Genomic DNA, 19,237 nt, shown 5'->3' on the forward strand with positions numbered 1-19,237 from the left:
GTTTTTATTGTCAATTGCTATTTGAATGTAGTCTTGTGTTAGTTGTCAGTTGGGGGATGTTGCTTTATGAGCACGGTCGATAAAGGGACGGGTAAGGGTGATTCAAATAATAACGGTCAAGATGGTAAAGTCTTTGATGCGTTAAATCAAAGGTTAGAAGAAGTTGATTTAATAAAAGGATTGGAGAGTTTTTTTAATCCCGCTATCTTTAGACAGTTTTTTGTTGAAAATCAAGAAAAAAGCCATATTTCAGTTTCTAATTCTAATCAAGAAGAGATCCTGGCTGAAAAAATAAGAGATCTTATTAAAGCAGGTGTAAATATTGAAGATGCTTTTGAAGCACCTGCATCTGGTAATTCAAAAAAAAGTAATGAGCCGGAGTTTTTTGAAGATCAAAAAAGGTATGTTCAAAACATCCTTGAGCGTGCTGGGGCAGATGATGAATCGGTTAACAATATTCTTGAAGGTTTATTTCGCTCTGGAAGAGATAGTAGTGAGGTGGGAGAAAGTGGATATGAAAATCTAGAAAAGGATAAATCTTTAGCTAATAGCAGGCCAGATACAGATAATATAGATATTAGAATTGATGAGGATGGAAGTTATATTTTCAGCGTTGATGATTTTTCTTTTAGGGATGACTCTGATACAAGCTTAAAAAGCATAAAGATAACAAGTATCCCTATAAATGGAAGATTGCTTTTTAATAATGAAGAAGTTAATGAAGTAATTGAAGTTAGTGAAAAGGATCTATTATCTGGACGATTAAAATATGAGCCTGACCCCAATGGGTTTGGTGAGGGTTATTCAGTTTTTAATTTTCAAGTTGGTGATGGTGAGCTGTTTTCAGAAAATTATCAAATTGTCTTCAATGTAAATCCTGTTAATGATGCGCCTATAATTAATGCGGGTGAAGCTATTGATGTTCAGGAAGAAGGGATAAGTGAAGGGGATACTGTTGCTTTATTTTTAGCCAGTGATTTTGACCCTGATGATACTATTACTTTCAGTCTGACTAGCGGCAATGACCAGGGCTATTTTGCCATTGATGGCAGCACCGGAGTGGTTACGCTAACTCAGGTGGGTGTAGATGCTATTAACAGTGATGTTGGAATTGACCTAACAAATCTGAATTTGGGAGTAACTGCTAGTGATGGAGTTCTTAATTCTAGTGAATCCATAGTCAATATTGATATTACCCGGATTAATGATAATGCACCGGTGATGGATACCGCGGCGGGCAGCACCATCACAGAAGAATCCATTGATATAAATACCGTAGTAGCCAGCTTTACCGCTAGCGATCTGGATGATGCGGATACGGTCACCTTTAGCCTAACTAGCGGCAATGACCAGGGCTACTTTGCCATTGATGGCAGCACCGGAGTGGTGACCCTGACCCAGGCAGGGGTGGATGCCATTAACAGCGATGCCGGCATTGATATCAATAGTCTGAGTCTGGGTGTTACCGCCAGCGATGGTACCCGTACCTCCAGTGAGTCCACGGTGACCGTGGAAATTACCCGGATTAACGATAATGCACCGGTGATGGATACCGCGGCGGGCAGTACCCTTACCGAAGGCGCTATCAATACCAGCACGGTGGTGGCCAGCTTTACCGCCAGCGACCTGGATGATGCGGATACGGTGACCTTTAGCCTGACCAGCGGCAATGACCAGGGCTACTTTGCCATTGATGGCAGCACCGGAGTGGTGACCCTGACCCAGGCAGGGGTGGATGCCATTAACAGCGATGCTGGCATCGATATCAATAGTCTGAGTCTGGGAGTGACGGCCAGCGATGGTACTCGCACCTCCAGTGAGTCCACGGTGACCGTGGATATTACCCGGATTAATGATAATGCACCGGTGATGGATACCGCGGCGGGCAGTACCCTTACCGAAGGCGCTATCAATACCAATACCGTAGTAGCCAGCTTTACCGCCAGTGATCTGGATGATGCGGATACGGTCACCTTTAGCCTGACCAGCGGCAATGACCAGGGCTATTTTGCCATTGATGGCAGCACCGGGGTGGTGACTTTGACCCAGGCGGGAGTGGATGCCATTAACAGCGATGCCGGCATCGATATCAATAGTCTGAGCCTGGGTGTGACCGCCAGCGATGGTACCCGCACCTCCAGTGAATCTACGGTGACCGTGAATATTACCCGGATTAACGACAATGCACCGGTGATGGATACCGCGGCGGGCAGCACCATCACAGAAGAATCCATTGATATAAATACCGTAGTAGCCAGCTTTACCGCCAGTGATCTGGATGATGCGGATACGGTGACCTTTAGCCTAACTAGCGGCAATGACCAGGGCTACTTTGCCATTGATGGCAGCACCGGAGTGGTGACCCTGACCCAGGCAGGGGTGGATGCCATTAACAGCGATGCTGGCATCGATATCAATAGTCTGAGTCTGGGAGTGACGGCCAGCGATGGTACTCGCACCTCCAGTGAGTCCACGGTGACCGTGGATATTACCCGGATTAATGATAATGCACCGGTGATGGATACCGCGGCGGGCAGTACCCTTACCGAAGGCGCTATCAATACCAATACCGTAGTAGCCAGCTTTACCGCCAGTGATCTGGATGATGCGGATACGGTCACCTTTAGCCTGACCAGCGGCAATGACCAGGGCTATTTTGCCATTGATAGCAGCACCGGGGTGGTGACTTTGACCCAGGCGGGAGTGGATGCCATTAACAGCGATGCCGGCATCGATATCAACAGTCTGAGCCTGGGTGTGACCGCCAGCGATGGTACCCGCACCTCCAGTGAATCTACGGTGACCGTGAATATTACCCGGATTAACGACAATGCACCGGTGATGGATACCGCGGCGGGCAGTACCATTACCGAAGGTGCTATCAATACCAATACCGTAGTAGCCAGCTTTACCGCCAGTGATCTGGATGATGCGGATACGGTGACCTTTAGCCTAACTAGCGGCAATGACCAGGGCTATTTTGCCATTGATGGCAGCACTGGAGTGGTGACCCTGACCCAGGCAGGGGTGGATGCCATTAACAGCGATGCCGGCATTGATATCAATAGTCTGAGTCTGGGAGTGACGGCCAGCGATGGTACCCGTACCTCCAGTGAATCTACGGTGACCGTGAATATTACCCGGATTAACGACAATGCACCGGTGATGGATACCGCGGCGGGCAGTACCCTTACCGAAGGCGCTATCAATACCAATACCGTAGTAGCCAGCTTTACCGCCAGTGATCTGGATGATGCGGATACGGTCACCTTTAGCCTGACCAGCGGCAATGACCAGGGCTATTTTGCCATTGATGGCAGCACCGGGGTGGTGACTTTGACCCAGGCGGGAGTGGATGCCATTAACAGCGATGCCGGCATCGATATCAATAGTCTGAGCCTGGGTGTGACCGCCAGCGATGGTACCCGCACCTCCAGTGAATCTACGGTGACCGTGAATATTACCCGGATTAACGACAATGCACCGGTGATGGATACCGCGGCGGGCAGCACCATCACAGAAGAATCCATTGATATAAATACCGTAGTAGCCAGCTTTACCGCCAGTGATCTGGATGATGCGGATACGGTGACCTTTAGCCTAACTAGCGGCAATGACCAGGGCTACTTTGCCATTGATGGCAGTACTGGAGTGGTGACCCTGACCCAGGCAGGGGTGGATGCCATTAACAGCGATGCCGGCATTGATATCAATAGTCTGAGCCTGGGAGTGACGGCCAGCGATGGTACCCGTACCTCCAGTGAATCTACGGTGACCGTGAATATTACCCGAATTAACGACAATGCACCGGTGATGGATACCGCGGCGGGCAGTACCCTTACCGAAGGTGCTATCAATACCAATACTGTGGTAGCCAGCTTTACCGCCAGCGACCTGGATGATGCGGATACGGTAACCTTTAGCCTAACTAGCGGCAATGACCAGGGCTATTTTGCCATTGATGGCAGCACCGGAGTGGTGACCCTGACCCAGGCAGGGGTGGATGCCATTAACAGCGATGCTGGCATCGATATCAATAGCCTGAGCCTGGGAGTGACGGCCAGCGATGGTACCCGTACCTCCAGTGAGTCCACGGTGACCGTGGATATTACCCGGATTAACGACAATGCACCGGTGATGGATACAGCATCGGACAGTACCCTTACCGAAGGTGCTATCAATACCAATACCGTAGTAGCCAGCTTTACCGCCAGTGATCTGGATGATGCGGATACGGTGACCTTTAGCCTAACTAGCGGCAATGACCAGGGCTATTTTGCCATTGATGGCAGCACCGGGGTGGTGACCCTGACCCAGGCAGGGGTGGATGCCATTAACAGCGATGCCGGCATTGATATCAATAGTCTGAGTCTGGGAGTGACGGCCAGCGATGGTACCCGCACCTCCAGTGAGTCCACGGTGACCGTGAATATTACCCGGATTAACGATAATGCACCGGTGATGGATACCGCGGCGGGCAGTACCCTTACCGAAGGTGCTATCAATACCAATACCGTAGTAGCCAGCTTTACCGCCAGTGATCTGGATGATGCGGATACGGTGACCTTTAGCCTAACTAGCGGCAATGACCAGGGCTATTTTGCCATTGATGGCAGCACCGGGGTGGTGACTTTGACCCAGGCGGGAGTGGATGCCATTAACAGCGATGCCGGCATCGATATCAACAGTCTGAGCCTGGGTGTGACCGCCAGCGATGGTACCCGCACCTCCAGTGAATCTACGGTGACCGTGAATATTACCCGGATTAACGACAATGCACCGGTGATGGATACCGCGGCGGGCAGTACCATTACCGAAGGTGCTATCAATACCAATACCGTAGTAGCCAGCTTTACCGCCAGTGATCTGGATGATGCGGATACGGTGACCTTTAGCCTAACTAGCGGCAATGACCAGGGCTATTTTGCCATTGATGGCAGCACTGGAGTGGTGACCCTGACCCAGGCAGGGGTGGATGCCATTAACAGCGATGCCGGCATTGATATCAATAGTCTGAGCCTGGGTGTGACCGCCAGCGATGGTACCCGTACCTCCAGTGAGTCCACGGTGACCGTGGAAATTACCCGGATTAACGACAATGCACCGGTGATGGATACCGCGGCGGGCAGTACCATCACGGAAGAATCCATTGATACCAATACCGTAGTGGCCAGCTTTACCGCCAGCGACCTGGATGATGCGGATACGGTGACCTTTAGCCTAACTAGCGGCAATGACCAGGGCTACTTTGCCATTGATGGCAGCACCGGGGTGGTGACTTTGACCCAGGCGGGAGTGGATGCCATTAACAGCGATGCCGGCATCGATATCAACAGTCTGAGCCTGGGTGTGACCGCCAGCGATGGTACCCGCACCTCCAGTGAATCTACGGTGACCGTGAATATTACCCGGATTAACGACAATGCACCGGTGATGGATACCGCGGCGGGCAGCACCATCACAGAAGAATCCATTGATATAAATACCGTAGTAGCCAGCTTTACCGCTAGCGATCTGGATGATGCGGATACGGTCACCTTTAGCCTAACTAGCGGCAATGACCAGGGCTACTTTGCCATTGATGGCAGCACCGGAGTGGTGACCCTGACCCAGGCAGGGGTGGATGCCATTAACAGCGATGCCGGCATTGATATCAATAGTCTGAGTCTGGGTGTTACCGCCAGCGATGGTACCCGTACCTCCAGTGAGTCCACGGTGACCGTGGAAATTACCCGGATTAACGATAATGCACCGGTGATGGATACCGCGGCGGGCAGTACCCTTACCGAAGGCGCTATCAATACCAGCACGGTGGTGGCCAGCTTTACCGCCAGCGATCTGGATGATGCGGATACGGTGACCTTCAGCCTGACCAGCGGCAATGACCAGGGCTACTTTGCCATTGATGGCAGTACTGGAGTGGTGACCCTGACCCAGGCAGGGGTGGATGCCATTAACAGCGATGCCGGCATTGATATCAATAGTCTGAGCCTGGGAGTGACGGCCAGCGATGGTACCCGTACCTCCAGTGAATCTACGGTGACCGTGAATATTACCCGGATTAACGACAATGCACCGGTGATGGATACCGCGGCGGGCAGTACCCTTACCGAAGGTGCTATCAATACCAATACTGTGGTAGCCAGCTTTACCGCCAGCGACCTGGATGATGCGGATACGGTAACCTTTAGCCTAACTAGCGGCAATGACCAGGGCTATTTTGCCATTGATGGCAGCACCGGAGTGGTGACCCTGACCCAGGCAGGGGTGGATGCCATTAACAGCGATGCTGGCATCGATATCAATAGCCTGAGCCTGGGAGTGACGGCCAGCGATGGTACCCGTACCTCCAGTGAGTCCACGGTGACCGTGGATATTACCCGGATTAACGACAATGCACCGGTGATGGATACAGCATCGGACAGTACCCTTACCGAAGGTGCTATCAATACCAATACCGTAGTAGCCAGCTTTACCGCCAGTGATCTGGATGATGCGGATACGGTGACCTTTAGCCTAACTAGCGGCAATGACCAGGGCTATTTTGCCATTGATGGCAGCACCGGGGTGGTGACCCTGACCCAGGCAGGGGTGGATGCCATTAACAGCGATGCCGGCATTGATATCAATAGTCTGAGTCTGGGAGTGACGGCCAGCGATGGTACCCGCACCTCCAGTGAGTCCACGGTGACCGTGAATATTACCCGGATTAACGATAATGCACCGGTGATGGATACCGCGGCGGGCAGTACCCTTACCGAAGGTGCTATCAATACCAATACTGTGGTAGCCAGCTTTACCGCCAGTGATCTGGATGATGCGGATACGGTCACCTTTAGCCTGACCAGCGGCAATGACCAGGGCTATTTTGCCATTGATAGCAGCACCGGGGTGGTGACTTTGACCCAGGCGGGAGTGGATGCCATTAACAGCGATGCCGGCATCGATATCAACAGTCTGAGCCTGGGTGTGACCGCCAGCGATGGTACCCGCACCTCCAGTGAATCTACGGTGACCGTGAATATTACCCGGATTAACGACAATGCACCGGTGATGGATACCGCGGCGGGCAGTACCATTACCGAAGGTGCTATCAATACCAATACCGTAGTAGCCAGCTTTACCGCCAGTGATCTGGATGATGCGGATACGGTGACCTTTAGCCTAACTAGCGGCAATGACCAGGGCTATTTTGCCATTGATGGCAGCACTGGAGTGGTGACCCTGACCCAGGCAGGGGTGGATGCCATTAACAGCGATGCCGGCATTGATATCAATAGTCTGAGTCTGGGAGTGACGGCCAGCGATGGTACCCGTACCTCCAGTGAGTCCACGGTGACCGTGAATATTACCCGGATTAATGATAATGCACCGGTGATGGATACCGCGGCGGGCAGTACCCTTACCGAAGGTGCTATCAATACCAATACCGTAGTAGCCAGCTTTTCCGCCAGCGACCTGGATGATGCGGATACGGTGACCTTTAGCCTAACTAGCGGCAATGACCAGGGCTATTTTGCCATTGATGGCAGCACCGGGGTGGTGACTTTGACCCAGGCGGGAGTGGATGCCATTAACAGCGATGCCGGCATCGATATCAACAGTCTGAGCCTGGGTGTGACCGCCAGCGATGGTACCCGCACCTCCAGTGAATCTACGGTGACCGTGAATATTACCCGGATTAACGACAATGCACCGGTGATGGATACCGCGGCGGGCAGCACCATCACAGAAGAATCCATTGATATAAATACCGTAGTAGCCAGCTTTACCGCCAGTGATCTGGATGATGCGGATACGGTGACCTTTAGCCTAACTAGCGGCAATGACCAGGGCTACTTTGCCATTGATGGCAGTACTGGAGTGGTGACCCTGACCCAGGCAGGGGTGGATGCCATTAACAGCGATGCCGGCATTGATATCAATAGTCTGAGCCTGGGAGTGACGGCCAGCGATGGTACCCGTACCTCCAGTGAATCTACGGTGACCGTGAATATTACCCGAATTAACGACAATGCACCGGTGATGGATACCGCGGCGGGCAGTACCCTTACCGAAGGTGCTATCAATACCAATACTGTGGTAGCCAGCTTTACCGCCAGCGACCTGGATGATGCGGATACGGTAACCTTTAGCCTAACTAGCGGCAATGACCAGGGCTATTTTGCCATTGATGGCAGCACCGGAGTGGTGACCCTGACCCAGGCAGGGGTGGATGCCATTAACAGCGATGCTGGCATCGATATCAATAGCCTGAGCCTGGGAGTGACGGCCAGCGATGGTACCCGTACCTCCAGTGAGTCCACGGTGACCGTGGATATTACCCGGATTAACGACAATGCACCGGTGATGGATACAGCATCGGACAGTACCCTTACCGAAGGTGCTATCAATACCAATACCGTAGTAGCCAGCTTTACCGCCAGTGATCTGGATGATGCGGATACGGTGACCTTTAGCCTAACTAGCGGCAATGACCAGGGCTATTTTGCCATTGATGGCAGCACTGGAGTGGTGACCCTGACCCAGGCAGGGGTGGATGCCATTAACAGCGATGCCGGCATTGATATCAATAGTCTGAGTCTGGGAGTGACGGCCAGCGATGGTACCCGTACCTCCAGTGAGTCCACGGTGACCGTGAATATTACCCGGATTAATGATAATGCACCGGTGATGGATACCGCGGCGGGCAGTACCCTTACCGAAGGCGCTATCAATACCAATACCGTAGTAGCCAGCTTTACCGCCAGTGATCTGGATGATGCGGATACGGTCACCTTTAGCCTGACCAGCGGCAATGACCAGGGCTATTTTGCCATTGATGGCAGCACCGGGGTGGTGACTTTGACCCAGGCGGGAGTGGATGCCATTAACAGCGATGCCGGCATCGATATCAACAGTCTGAGCCTGGGTGTGACCGCCAGCGATGGTACCCGCACCTCCAGTGAATCTACGGTGACCGTGAATATTACCCGGATTAACGACAATGCACCGGTGATGGATACCGCGGCGGGCAGTACCATTACCGAAGGTGCTATCAATACCAATACCGTAGTAGCCAGCTTTACCGCCAGTGATCTGGATGATGCGGATACGGTGACCTTTAGCCTAACTAGCGGCAATGACCAGGGCTATTTTGCCATTGATGGCAGCACTGGAGTGGTGACCCTGACCCAGGCAGGGGTGGATGCCATTAACAGCGATGCCGGCATTGATATCAATAGTCTGAGCCTGGGTGTGACCGCCAGCGATGGTACCCGTACCTCCAGTGAGTCCACGGTGACCGTGGAAATTACCCGGATTAACGACAATGCACCGGTGATGGATACCGCGGCGGGCAGTACCATCACGGAAGAATCCATTGATACCAATACCGTAGTGGCCAGCTTTACCGCCAGCGACCTGGATGATGCGGATACGGTGACCTTTAGCCTAACTAGCGGCAATGACCAGGGCTACTTTGCCATTGATGGCAGCACCGGGGTGGTGACTTTGACCCAGGCGGGAGTGGATGCCATTAACAGCGATGCCGGCATCGATATCAACAGTCTGAGCCTGGGTGTGACCGCCAGCGATGGTACCCGTACCTCCAGTGAGTCCACGGTGACCGTGGATATTACCCGGATTAACGACAATGCACCGGTGATGGATACAGCATCGGACAGTACCATTACCGAAGGCGCTATCAATACCAATACCGTAGTAGCCAGCTTTACCGCCAGTGATCTGGATGATGCGGATACGGTGACCTTTAGCCTAACTAGCGGCAATGACCAGGGCTACTTTGCCATTGATGGCAGCACCGGGGTGGTGACCCTGACCCAGGCAGGGGTGGATGCCATTAACAGCGATGCCGGCATTGATATCAATAGCCTGAGCCTGGGAGTGATGGCCAGCGATGGTACGCGGACCTTCAGTGAATCTACGGTGACCGTGGATATTACCCGGATTAACGACAATGCACCGGTGATGGATACAGCATCGGGCAGTACCATTACCGAAGGTGCTATCAATACCAATACCGTAGTAGCCAGCTTTACCGCCAGTGATCTGGATGATGCGGATACGGTCACCTTTAGCCTAACTAGCGGCAATGACCAGGGCTACTTTGCCATTGATGGCAGCACCGGGGTGGTGACCCTGACCCAGGCAGGGGTGGATGCCATTAACAGCGATGCTGGCATCGATATCAATAGCCTGAGCCTGGGAGTGACGGCCAGCGATGGTACCCGTACCTCCAGTGAGTCCACGGTGACCGTGGATATTACCCGGATTAACGACAATGCACCGGTGATGGATACAGCATCGGGCAGTACCATTACCGAAGGTGCTATCAATACCAATACCGTAGTAGCCAGCTTTACCGCCAGTGATCTGGATGATGCGGATACGGTCACCTTTAGCCTAACTAGCGGCAATGACCAGGGCTACTTTGCCATTGATGGCAGCACCGGAGTGGTGACCCTGACCCAGGCAGGGGTGGATGCCATTAACAGCGATGCCGGCATTGATATCAATAGTCTGAGTCTGGGTGTTACCGCCAGCGATGGTACCCGTACCTCCAGTGAGTCCACGGTGACCGTGGATATTACCCGGATTAACGACAATGCACCGGTGATGGATACAGCATCGGACAGTACCATTACCGAAGGTGCTATCAATACCAATACCGTAGTAGCCAGCTTTACCGCCAGTGATCTGGATGATGCGGATACGGTGACCTTTAGCCTAACTAGCGGCAATGACCAGGGCTACTTTGCCATTGATGGCAGCACCGGAGTGGTGACCCTGACCCAGGCAGGGGTGGATGCCATTAACAGCGATGCCGGCATTGATATCAATAGTCTGAGTCTGGGTGTTACCGCCAGCGATGGTACCCGTACCTCCAGTGAGTCCACGGTGACCGTGGATATTACCCGGATTAACGACAATGCACCGGTGATGGATACAGCATCGGACAGTACCATTACCGAAGGTGCTATCAATACCAATACCGTAGTAGCCAGCTTTACCGCCAGTGATCTGGATGATGCGGATACGGTGACCTTTAGCCTAACTAGCGGCAATGACCAGGGCTACTTTGCCATTGATGGCAGCACCGGAGTGGTGACCCTGACCCAGGCAGGGGTGGATGCCATTAACAGCGATGCCGGCATTGATATCAATAGTCTGAGTCTGGGTGTTACCGCCAGCGATGGTACCCGTACCTCCAGTGAGTCCACGGTGACCGTGGAAATTACCCGGATTAACGATAATGCACCGGTGATGGATACCGCGGCGGGCAGTACCCTTACCGAAGGCGCTATCAATACCAGCACGGTGGTGGCCAGCTTTACCGCCAGCGACCTGGATGATGCGGATACGGTCACCTTTAGCCTAACTAGCGGCAATGACCAGGGCTACTTTGCCATTGATGGCAGCACCGGAGTGGTGACCCTGACCCAGGCAGGGGTGGATGCCATTAACAGCGATGCCGGCATTGATATCAATAGTCTGAGTCTGGGTGTTACCGCCAGCGATGGTACCCGTACCTCCAGTGAGTCCACGGTGACCGTGGAAATTACCCGGATTAACGATAATGCACCGGTGATGGATACCGCGGCGGGCAGTACCCTTACCGAAGGCGCTATCAATACCAGCACGGTGGTGGCCAGCTTTACCGCCAGCGACCTGGATGATGCGGATACGGTCACCTTTAGCCTAACTAGCGGCAATGACGAAGGTTATTTTGCCATTGATGGCAGCACCGGAGTGGTGACCCTGACCCAGGCAGGGGTGGATGCCATTAACAGCGATGCCGGCATCGATATCAACAGTCTGAGCCTGGGTGTGACCGCCAGCGATGGTACCCGTACCTCCAGTGAGTCCACGGTGACCGTGGATATTACCCGGATTAACGACAATGCACCGGTGATGGATACAGCATCGGACAGTACCATTACCGAAGGTGCTATCAATACCAATACCGTAGTAGCCAGCTTTACCGCCAGCGACCTGGATGATGCGGATACGGTGACCTTTAGCCTAACTAGCGGCAATGACCAGGGCTACTTTGCCATTGATGGCAGCACCGGAGTGGTGACCCTGACCCAGGCAGGGGTGGATGCCATTAACAGCGATGCCGGCATTGATATCAATAGTCTGAGTCTGGGTGTGACCGCCAGCGATGGTACCCGTACCTCCAGTGAGTCCACGGTGACCGTGGAAATTACCCGGATTAACGATAATGCACCGGTGATGGATACCGCGGCGGGCAGTACCCTTACCGAAGGCGCTATCAATACCAGCACGGTGGTGGCCAGCTTTACCGCCAGCGACCTGGATGATGCGGATACGGTCACCTTTAGCCTAACTAGCGGCAATGACCAGGGCTACTTTGCCATTGATGGCAGCACCGGAGTGGTGACCCTGACCCAGGCAGGGGTGGATGCCATTAACAGCGATGCCGGCATTGATATCAATAGTCTGAGTCTGGGTGTTACCGCCAGCGATGGTACCCGTACCTCCAGTGAGTCCACGGTGACCGTGGATATTACCCGGATTAACGATAATGCACCGGTGATGGATACCGCGGCGGGCAGTACCCTTACCGAAGGCGCTATCAATACCAGCACGGTGGTGGCCAGCTTTACCGCCAGCGACCTGGATGATGCGGATACGGTCACCTTTAGCCTAACTAGCGGCAATGACGAAGGTTATTTTGCCATTGATGGCAGCACCGGAGTGGTGACCCTGACCCAGGCAGGGGTGGATGCCATTAACAGCGATGCCGGCATCGATATCAACAGTCTGAGCCTGGGTGTGACCGCCAGCGATGGTACCCGTACCTCCAGTGAGTCCACGGTGACCGTGGAAATTACCCGGATTAACGACAATGCACCGGTGATGGATACCGCGGCGGGCAGTACCATCACGGAAGAATCCATTGATACCAATACCGTAGTGGCCAGCTTTACCGCCAGTGACCTGGATGATGTGGATACGGTGACCTTTAGTCTGACCAGCGGCAATGACGAAGGTTATTTTGCCATTGATAGCAGCACCGGCGTGGTGACCCTTACCCAGGCGGGAGTAGAGGCCATTAACAGCGATGCCGGTGTGGACCTGACCAGCCTGAGTCTGGGGGTGACCGCCAGTGATGGTACCTACAATTCCAGTGAGTCCACGGTGACCGTGGACATTACCCGGATCAATGATAATGCTCCGTTAGTGACTGGGGTCGTCAGCTATAACATTCTGGAAGATAATTCATTGCTGATAACAGAAGATCAATTACTAGCGAATGCCAGTGATGTTGATGGCGACAATTTATCAGTTCAGAACTTAACAAGTTCAAGTGGCTCTATAACTGATAATGGTAATGGTACTTGGACACTAACTCCAACTGCTAACTTTAGTGGTAATGTTCAACTTAATTATGATGTGTCAGACGGTACTTTCAGTACCGCTGCGCAAGGCTCTGTTTCTGTAACCGCTGTTGTTGATTCTGCAAGTCTCTCTGTCAACGCATCCACCACGGATCAACTGCCGGATGGAGCAGTATTCCAGCTAAGGGCAGATAGTTTAGGTAATATTACTGATGGGGATTCAGTAACAAGTTGGGACAGTCTGACAGGAAATCATGATGCCTCGGTTGTTGGTACTGCTCCTCGTTTTGATGCTAGCGCAGGTTCAGGTAGTGGCGGTATTGATTTCAGCGGTCGCAATGGCGTGTTACAGATACCTGATCATGCTGATATAAATATCAATGGAACCAGCGCAAGAAGTTTTGCTTTTTCATTTGCTACTGGAGCGAATACTGATGGATTTCAGGTTATTTATGAAGAAGGTGGTGGGGCTAATGGTTATAGCCTTTCCATTGTCGATGGTAAATTATATGCCTTTGCCTGGAGTGAAACTAATTGGCCCAATGGCAACCAGCATAAGGCAATCCTTTTAGGAGAAGTATCTGAAAATACCAGTTATGAAGTGGTTATGGTTCATGATGGTGACGCAGGTACCTTTAGTGGCTGGTTAGATGGAGAATTGATAGGTACTCTGAATGGTGCAAATGCGATGTCTGCAGATAGTGGTGATATTGGTATAGGAGGCATAAAGAGCCATACCGTCAGGCCAGACAATTTTGCAGATAATACTTCTGAAACGGGAGGGTTCTTCGAAGGTGCTGTTCATGAATTAACCATGTGGAATGATGCACTCAGTGCAGATCAGGTTGATGCTGTACAGGGACGTATGGTTGATAGCTGGAGAGGGGTGATTAGCGAAGATACTCCAGTCGCTCTTGATATCTCCGCAGCCTTAGTTGATACCGGTGGTAGTGAAGTCTTAAGCATTACTATTGACAATTTGCCTGCAGGCGCAAGTTTATCTGCGGGTACTGATAATGGAAATGGTAGTTGGACATTAACGCCTGACCAGCTTCAGGATCTGGTTTTAAATTTACCTGAAAACTTTAATGGGCAGGTCCAATTATCTGTCACAGCAACATCTACAGAATCCGCAACGGGTGAAACGGCGACAACGACGGAAAATATCACTATAGATATTGCGGCTGTTAATGACTTAGCGACAACGAGTGATAACAGTGTTAATGGTGTTGAAGACACATCTTATATTTTCACATTAAATGACTTCCCATTTTCTGATGTTGATACTGGGGATAGTTTACAGGCGGTTCAAGTGGTGTCGCTTCCAGGTCAGGGCCAGTTACTTCTTGATAGCAATGGTGATGGTTCATTTGAGACTGTGATTGAAGCAGGAAATTCAGTTAGTGCTACTAATATCAGTAATGGGCGATTGAGCTTTCAACCGGAAGCAGACTTTAACGGCACTTTAAATTTTGATTTTAAAGTTAATGATGGTTCAGACTGGTCCAGCAATACAGGAACCATGACGATTAATATTGCTGCTGAAAGTGATGAGGCCGTTATTAGCGGAAACAATCAGGGAGCAGTCACGGAAGATCTTCAATTAACCACTTCAGGGAGTTTAAGTATTACTGATGCTGATGCGGGTGAAGCTTCATTTATTCCTGAAACATTAAATGGTACTTATGGCGCTTTAACTATAAATGCAGCGGGTGAATGGAATTACAATATAACTAATAGTCAGGATGCTGTTCAGTCTTTAGGGCAAGGTGACAGTCTCACTGATACAATTACAATTCGTTCTCTGGATGGAACGGAGCACGATATCAGCATAACTATCAACGGTACTAATGACGCGGCAGTTATTGGCGGTGTAGATACAGGTAACCTGGTAGAAGATGCATCGTCCATATTGGTGGCTAATGGAACATTAACAATCGATGATACTGATAGCGGGGAAGGTAGTTTCAATACCGGAACGGTTACAGGTAACTATGGCTCGTTAACTATCAATCAGGATGGTAGTTGGAGTTATAGCGCTCAAAGCAATCAGTCTGATATTCAGAGCCTCGGTGTTAATCAGAGCCTGACTGAGAATCTGATAGTGAGAGCGGTTGATGGTACTGAGCATACTATTATAGTAACTATTAATGGTTCAAATGATGCTCCGACGATATCTGCCTCTCCATCATTTAATGGTACAGAGGATATTGCTCTTATAATTTCTGAATCCGATTTGCTGGCCATAGCGTCAGATATTGATGGTGATAATTTAAGCGTAAGAGGCCTAAGCGCTGAATCTGGAAATCTTACAGATAATGGTAATGGTACATGGACTTATACTCCTGTGGGAAATATGAGTGGTTTGATTAACCTTTCCTATGAAGTGTTTGACGGTACCGATGCAACATCAGCATCAGCAACTATTGATTTGGAAGCTGTCAGTGATGCGCCTGATTTAGCAATCACAACAGGATTTACCGCCTCTTATTATAATATTGGAAGTAGCCTTTCCCAGCTTAGTCAGGTGGATTGGAATTCCTATCCTGCCCATACTGAATTTACATCTGAGATAAATTATGCCAATGGCAGCGGTTCGTTTTGGAGTGGTGGAGCCACAGATTATTTTGCTGCACGTATTATCGGAACCATTAATGTTGAAACGGGTGGTAGCTATACTTTTAACCTTGGGGGTGATGATGGAGCTGCGCTTTATATAGATGGTCAGCGGATTGTTAATAACGATGGGTTGCATGGTTTTGAAACCCGAACTGGGTCACTGTCTCTGGGTTCAGGTAACCATACTATAGAGGTGCGCTATTTCGAAAATACCGGTAGTGCAGGTTTGCGACTCCAGTGGAGTGGGCCAGATACCGGGGGAGCTACGCAGCTGGTAACTTCTGCCAGTGCATCGAATACTGTGACTGTTATGGAGGATCAGGCGGCGGACCTTGACCTCTCTGCCGTTTTGACAGATAACGATGGTTCAGAAACCCTGGCATTAACAATTACCAATATTCCCCATGGCACTGTCCTGTCAGATGGAACCAATACCTTTACTTCGGCAACAAACCAGGAAGCAGTCAATATCTCCAACTGGAATTTGAATGTACTTCAGTTAACGCCGCCACTAAACCATACCGGCGAGTTGCAGATTACTGTTAATGCAACCGCTTCCGAAAGTACTAATGTGGCTAATGCCGTAAGCAGTGAAGTTGTCACTTTCAATGTGATGCCTGTTCAGGATGCACCTATCATTGCAGAGCAGCTAGAAGATGTCTCTACGGCAGAAGAGGCTGCATTTAGTTATACCTTACCGGCCGGAGCTTTCAGTGATCCTGATGGTGACACTCTGACATTATCCGCTACATTATCTAATGGTAATCCGTTACCCGGTTGGCTCAGCTTTGATCCGGCCACTCAAACTTTCAGTGGGACGCCAGATGATCCGGATCTTGGCACCGTAACGGTTAAAGTGACTGCCAGTGATGGGACTGATTCGGTGGATGCACTCTTTGGCTTGACGGTTACAGCAACAGATGATGCCCCGGTCGCTGGCAATATAGATTTAGGGGCTACCACAGAAGATACCAGCTTTGTTATTACTTCTGCTGCACTCCTTGCCAATGCTTCGGATGTGGACGGTGATACCTTATCCGTTGATAGTGTCAGTCTTGCCAATGCCAGTCAGGGTGCTGTAGTTAATAATGGCAATGGTACCTGGACATTTACCCCTACTGCCAACCTCAGTGCTGATGATGTGACCTTTAATTTCAGTGTGACAGATGGTACCAGTGGTGATGAAGCATCAGCTACTGCAACGTTGGATGTAACGGCAGTGGTGGATGCACCTGAACTGAGTAGTAATCAGGTCAGGACAGAAACTAGCCTGTTTAGCACTAGTGGGGCTGGAGGCTGGAGTGATAATGGAGGTACGCACTGGAATACAAGTTCGGGTGAAAGCATGAACGTTGGTTCATCTATAATTCGGACAATTGATACATCGTCTCAAGGTGCAACCTATGAATTTACAATGTCATTTTATGGGGATTTTAGAGTAGAGTGGAATGGGCAAACTATAGCAACGGTTAGTCAGTCGGGGTATACACAAACATCGAGAACAATATCATTACCTAGTGTTGGGAATGATACAAGTTCTGCTGAACTTGTTGTAACAGCCATCAATCGTCAGGGTTCGTTTGGTAGCAGTAATTTACTAATGACATCAGGCCCTGTTCAGGCAGAAGAAGATACAGCTGTTGACCTTGATCTATCCATTGCACTCACTGATACCGATGGTTCTGAAACGCTGCAGGTTTCATTAGCGGGTGTTCCTGACGGAGCTACCATAACGGATGGAACCAATAGTGTCATTGCATCAGGTGGTACCATTGATATTTCAGGGTGGAATTTTTCTTCTGTTAGCTTCACTCCACCAGAAAACCAGTTTGGTAGTTATGAACTTGAGTTTACGGCTACCAGCTCTGAAAATGGGATGCAGTCGTCAAAAACAATGAGTATCGAGATTGATGTTGCCAGTGTTAATGACAGCCCGGAATCAGCGGATAATGCGTTACTGCTGGCAACTGGTAATAGTTATACCTTTTCTGCAGATAATTTTACTTTTTCTGATGTGGATGCGGGGAATAGCTTACAGTCCATTACCATTACATCATTGCCTGAATATGGATCACTGACATTAAATGGCAGCGCTGTAACAGCCAATCAAGTTATTTTAGCCAGTGATATTGATGACCTTGTATATACTTCACCATCGAGTACGCAGGGTGCAGGAACCGAATTTAAATTCACAGTCAGTGATGGGGCTGCATCAAGTACAGAGCAATCTTTCTCATTAAATGTCCAAAGTCCTGCAATGGGTGATTTTTCTGATAACTTGCTAACTAACGCCAGTGCGCAGTCAGGGACAACAGGATGGAATATTATATCAAATGGGGGGGATGGTTGGGCAACGGTTGGATCCAGCCATGATGGTGATGGGGCTGGTTGGAGAACCTCTTATGGTTGGACCAAAAAATCCCAGACAATAGACCTGCTTGCAAAAGGATTTGATGCAGAGTATCTGGATACGGCCCCTACGATCAATATCAGTGATTGGTTTAAGCAGTATCATAGTGGTGGAGATAAATATTATTTAAAAGTGCAAATTCAGGATGAAAATCAGAATGTTTTGGCTTCATATGATACCGGGACTCTAAATGCATCGACCAGCTGGCAAGAAGCAAGTAATAGTTTTGAAAATTATGGTGAAGGCGCTCGTTATATTTACTTTGAACATGGTGGTGATGATGGTGAATATTGGGCCGGTCAATGGGGCACCGACATTGATGATTCTGAAGTGGTCATAGAGCTTGAGGCAAATACCGATTTTAACGGCACAGAAAGTGGTGAAATCATCTTAGGCACTGCCCGTAAAGATACTATTACGGCCGGAGGTGGTGATGATGTGATCAATGGCGGAGCAGGTGATGATATTATTATTGGCGGACTCGGTAATGATGAATTGACCGGAGGGGCCGGCAGTGACCACTTTATCTGGTATGTTGGAGACCAGGGAAGTTCCTCAGACCCGACCGTTGATACCATTACTGACTTTACCGTTGGCCAGGGTGGTGATGTTCTTGATATTAAAGACTTGCTGATTGATGAATCCAGTGATTCCATTGATCAATACCTGGACTTGAGCTTCAGTGATGGCAATACTGAAATAGCCGTTAAACCAACAGGTGAAGGCAGTACAAGTCAGACTATTGTTTTAGAAAATGTTGATTTATCGGCATTAGGCAATAACAGTTCAGAAATTCTTGATCAGTTGATTAGTAATGGGAACCTGAATATAGATAATTAGC

Annotated in this window: 1 protein-coding gene; it reads left to right on the forward strand. The window is 50.1% G+C overall.

Annotated elements, in window-relative coordinates:
- The first annotated feature begins 66 nt into the window (after positions 1-66).
- On the forward strand, positions 67-19,236 hold the full coding sequence (locus MJ595_RS16520; RefSeq protein WP_263079088.1) for a cadherin domain-containing protein: 19,170 nt from the start codon (positions 67-69) through the stop codon (positions 19,234-19,236).
- The last annotated feature ends 1 nt before the right edge of the window (position 19,237 follow it).

Origin of the sequence: Endozoicomonas sp. Mp262 (assembly GCF_025643335.1) — a bacterium.
Lineage (GTDB): Bacteria > Pseudomonadota > Gammaproteobacteria > Pseudomonadales > Endozoicomonadaceae > Endonucleibacter.

Bases quoted from the DNA above. Each gene is read 5' to 3' on its own strand.
- MJ595_RS16520 (WP_263079088.1), top strand. From the start codon at position 67: ATGAGCACGGTCGATAAAGGGACGGGTAAGGGTGATTCAAATAATAAC.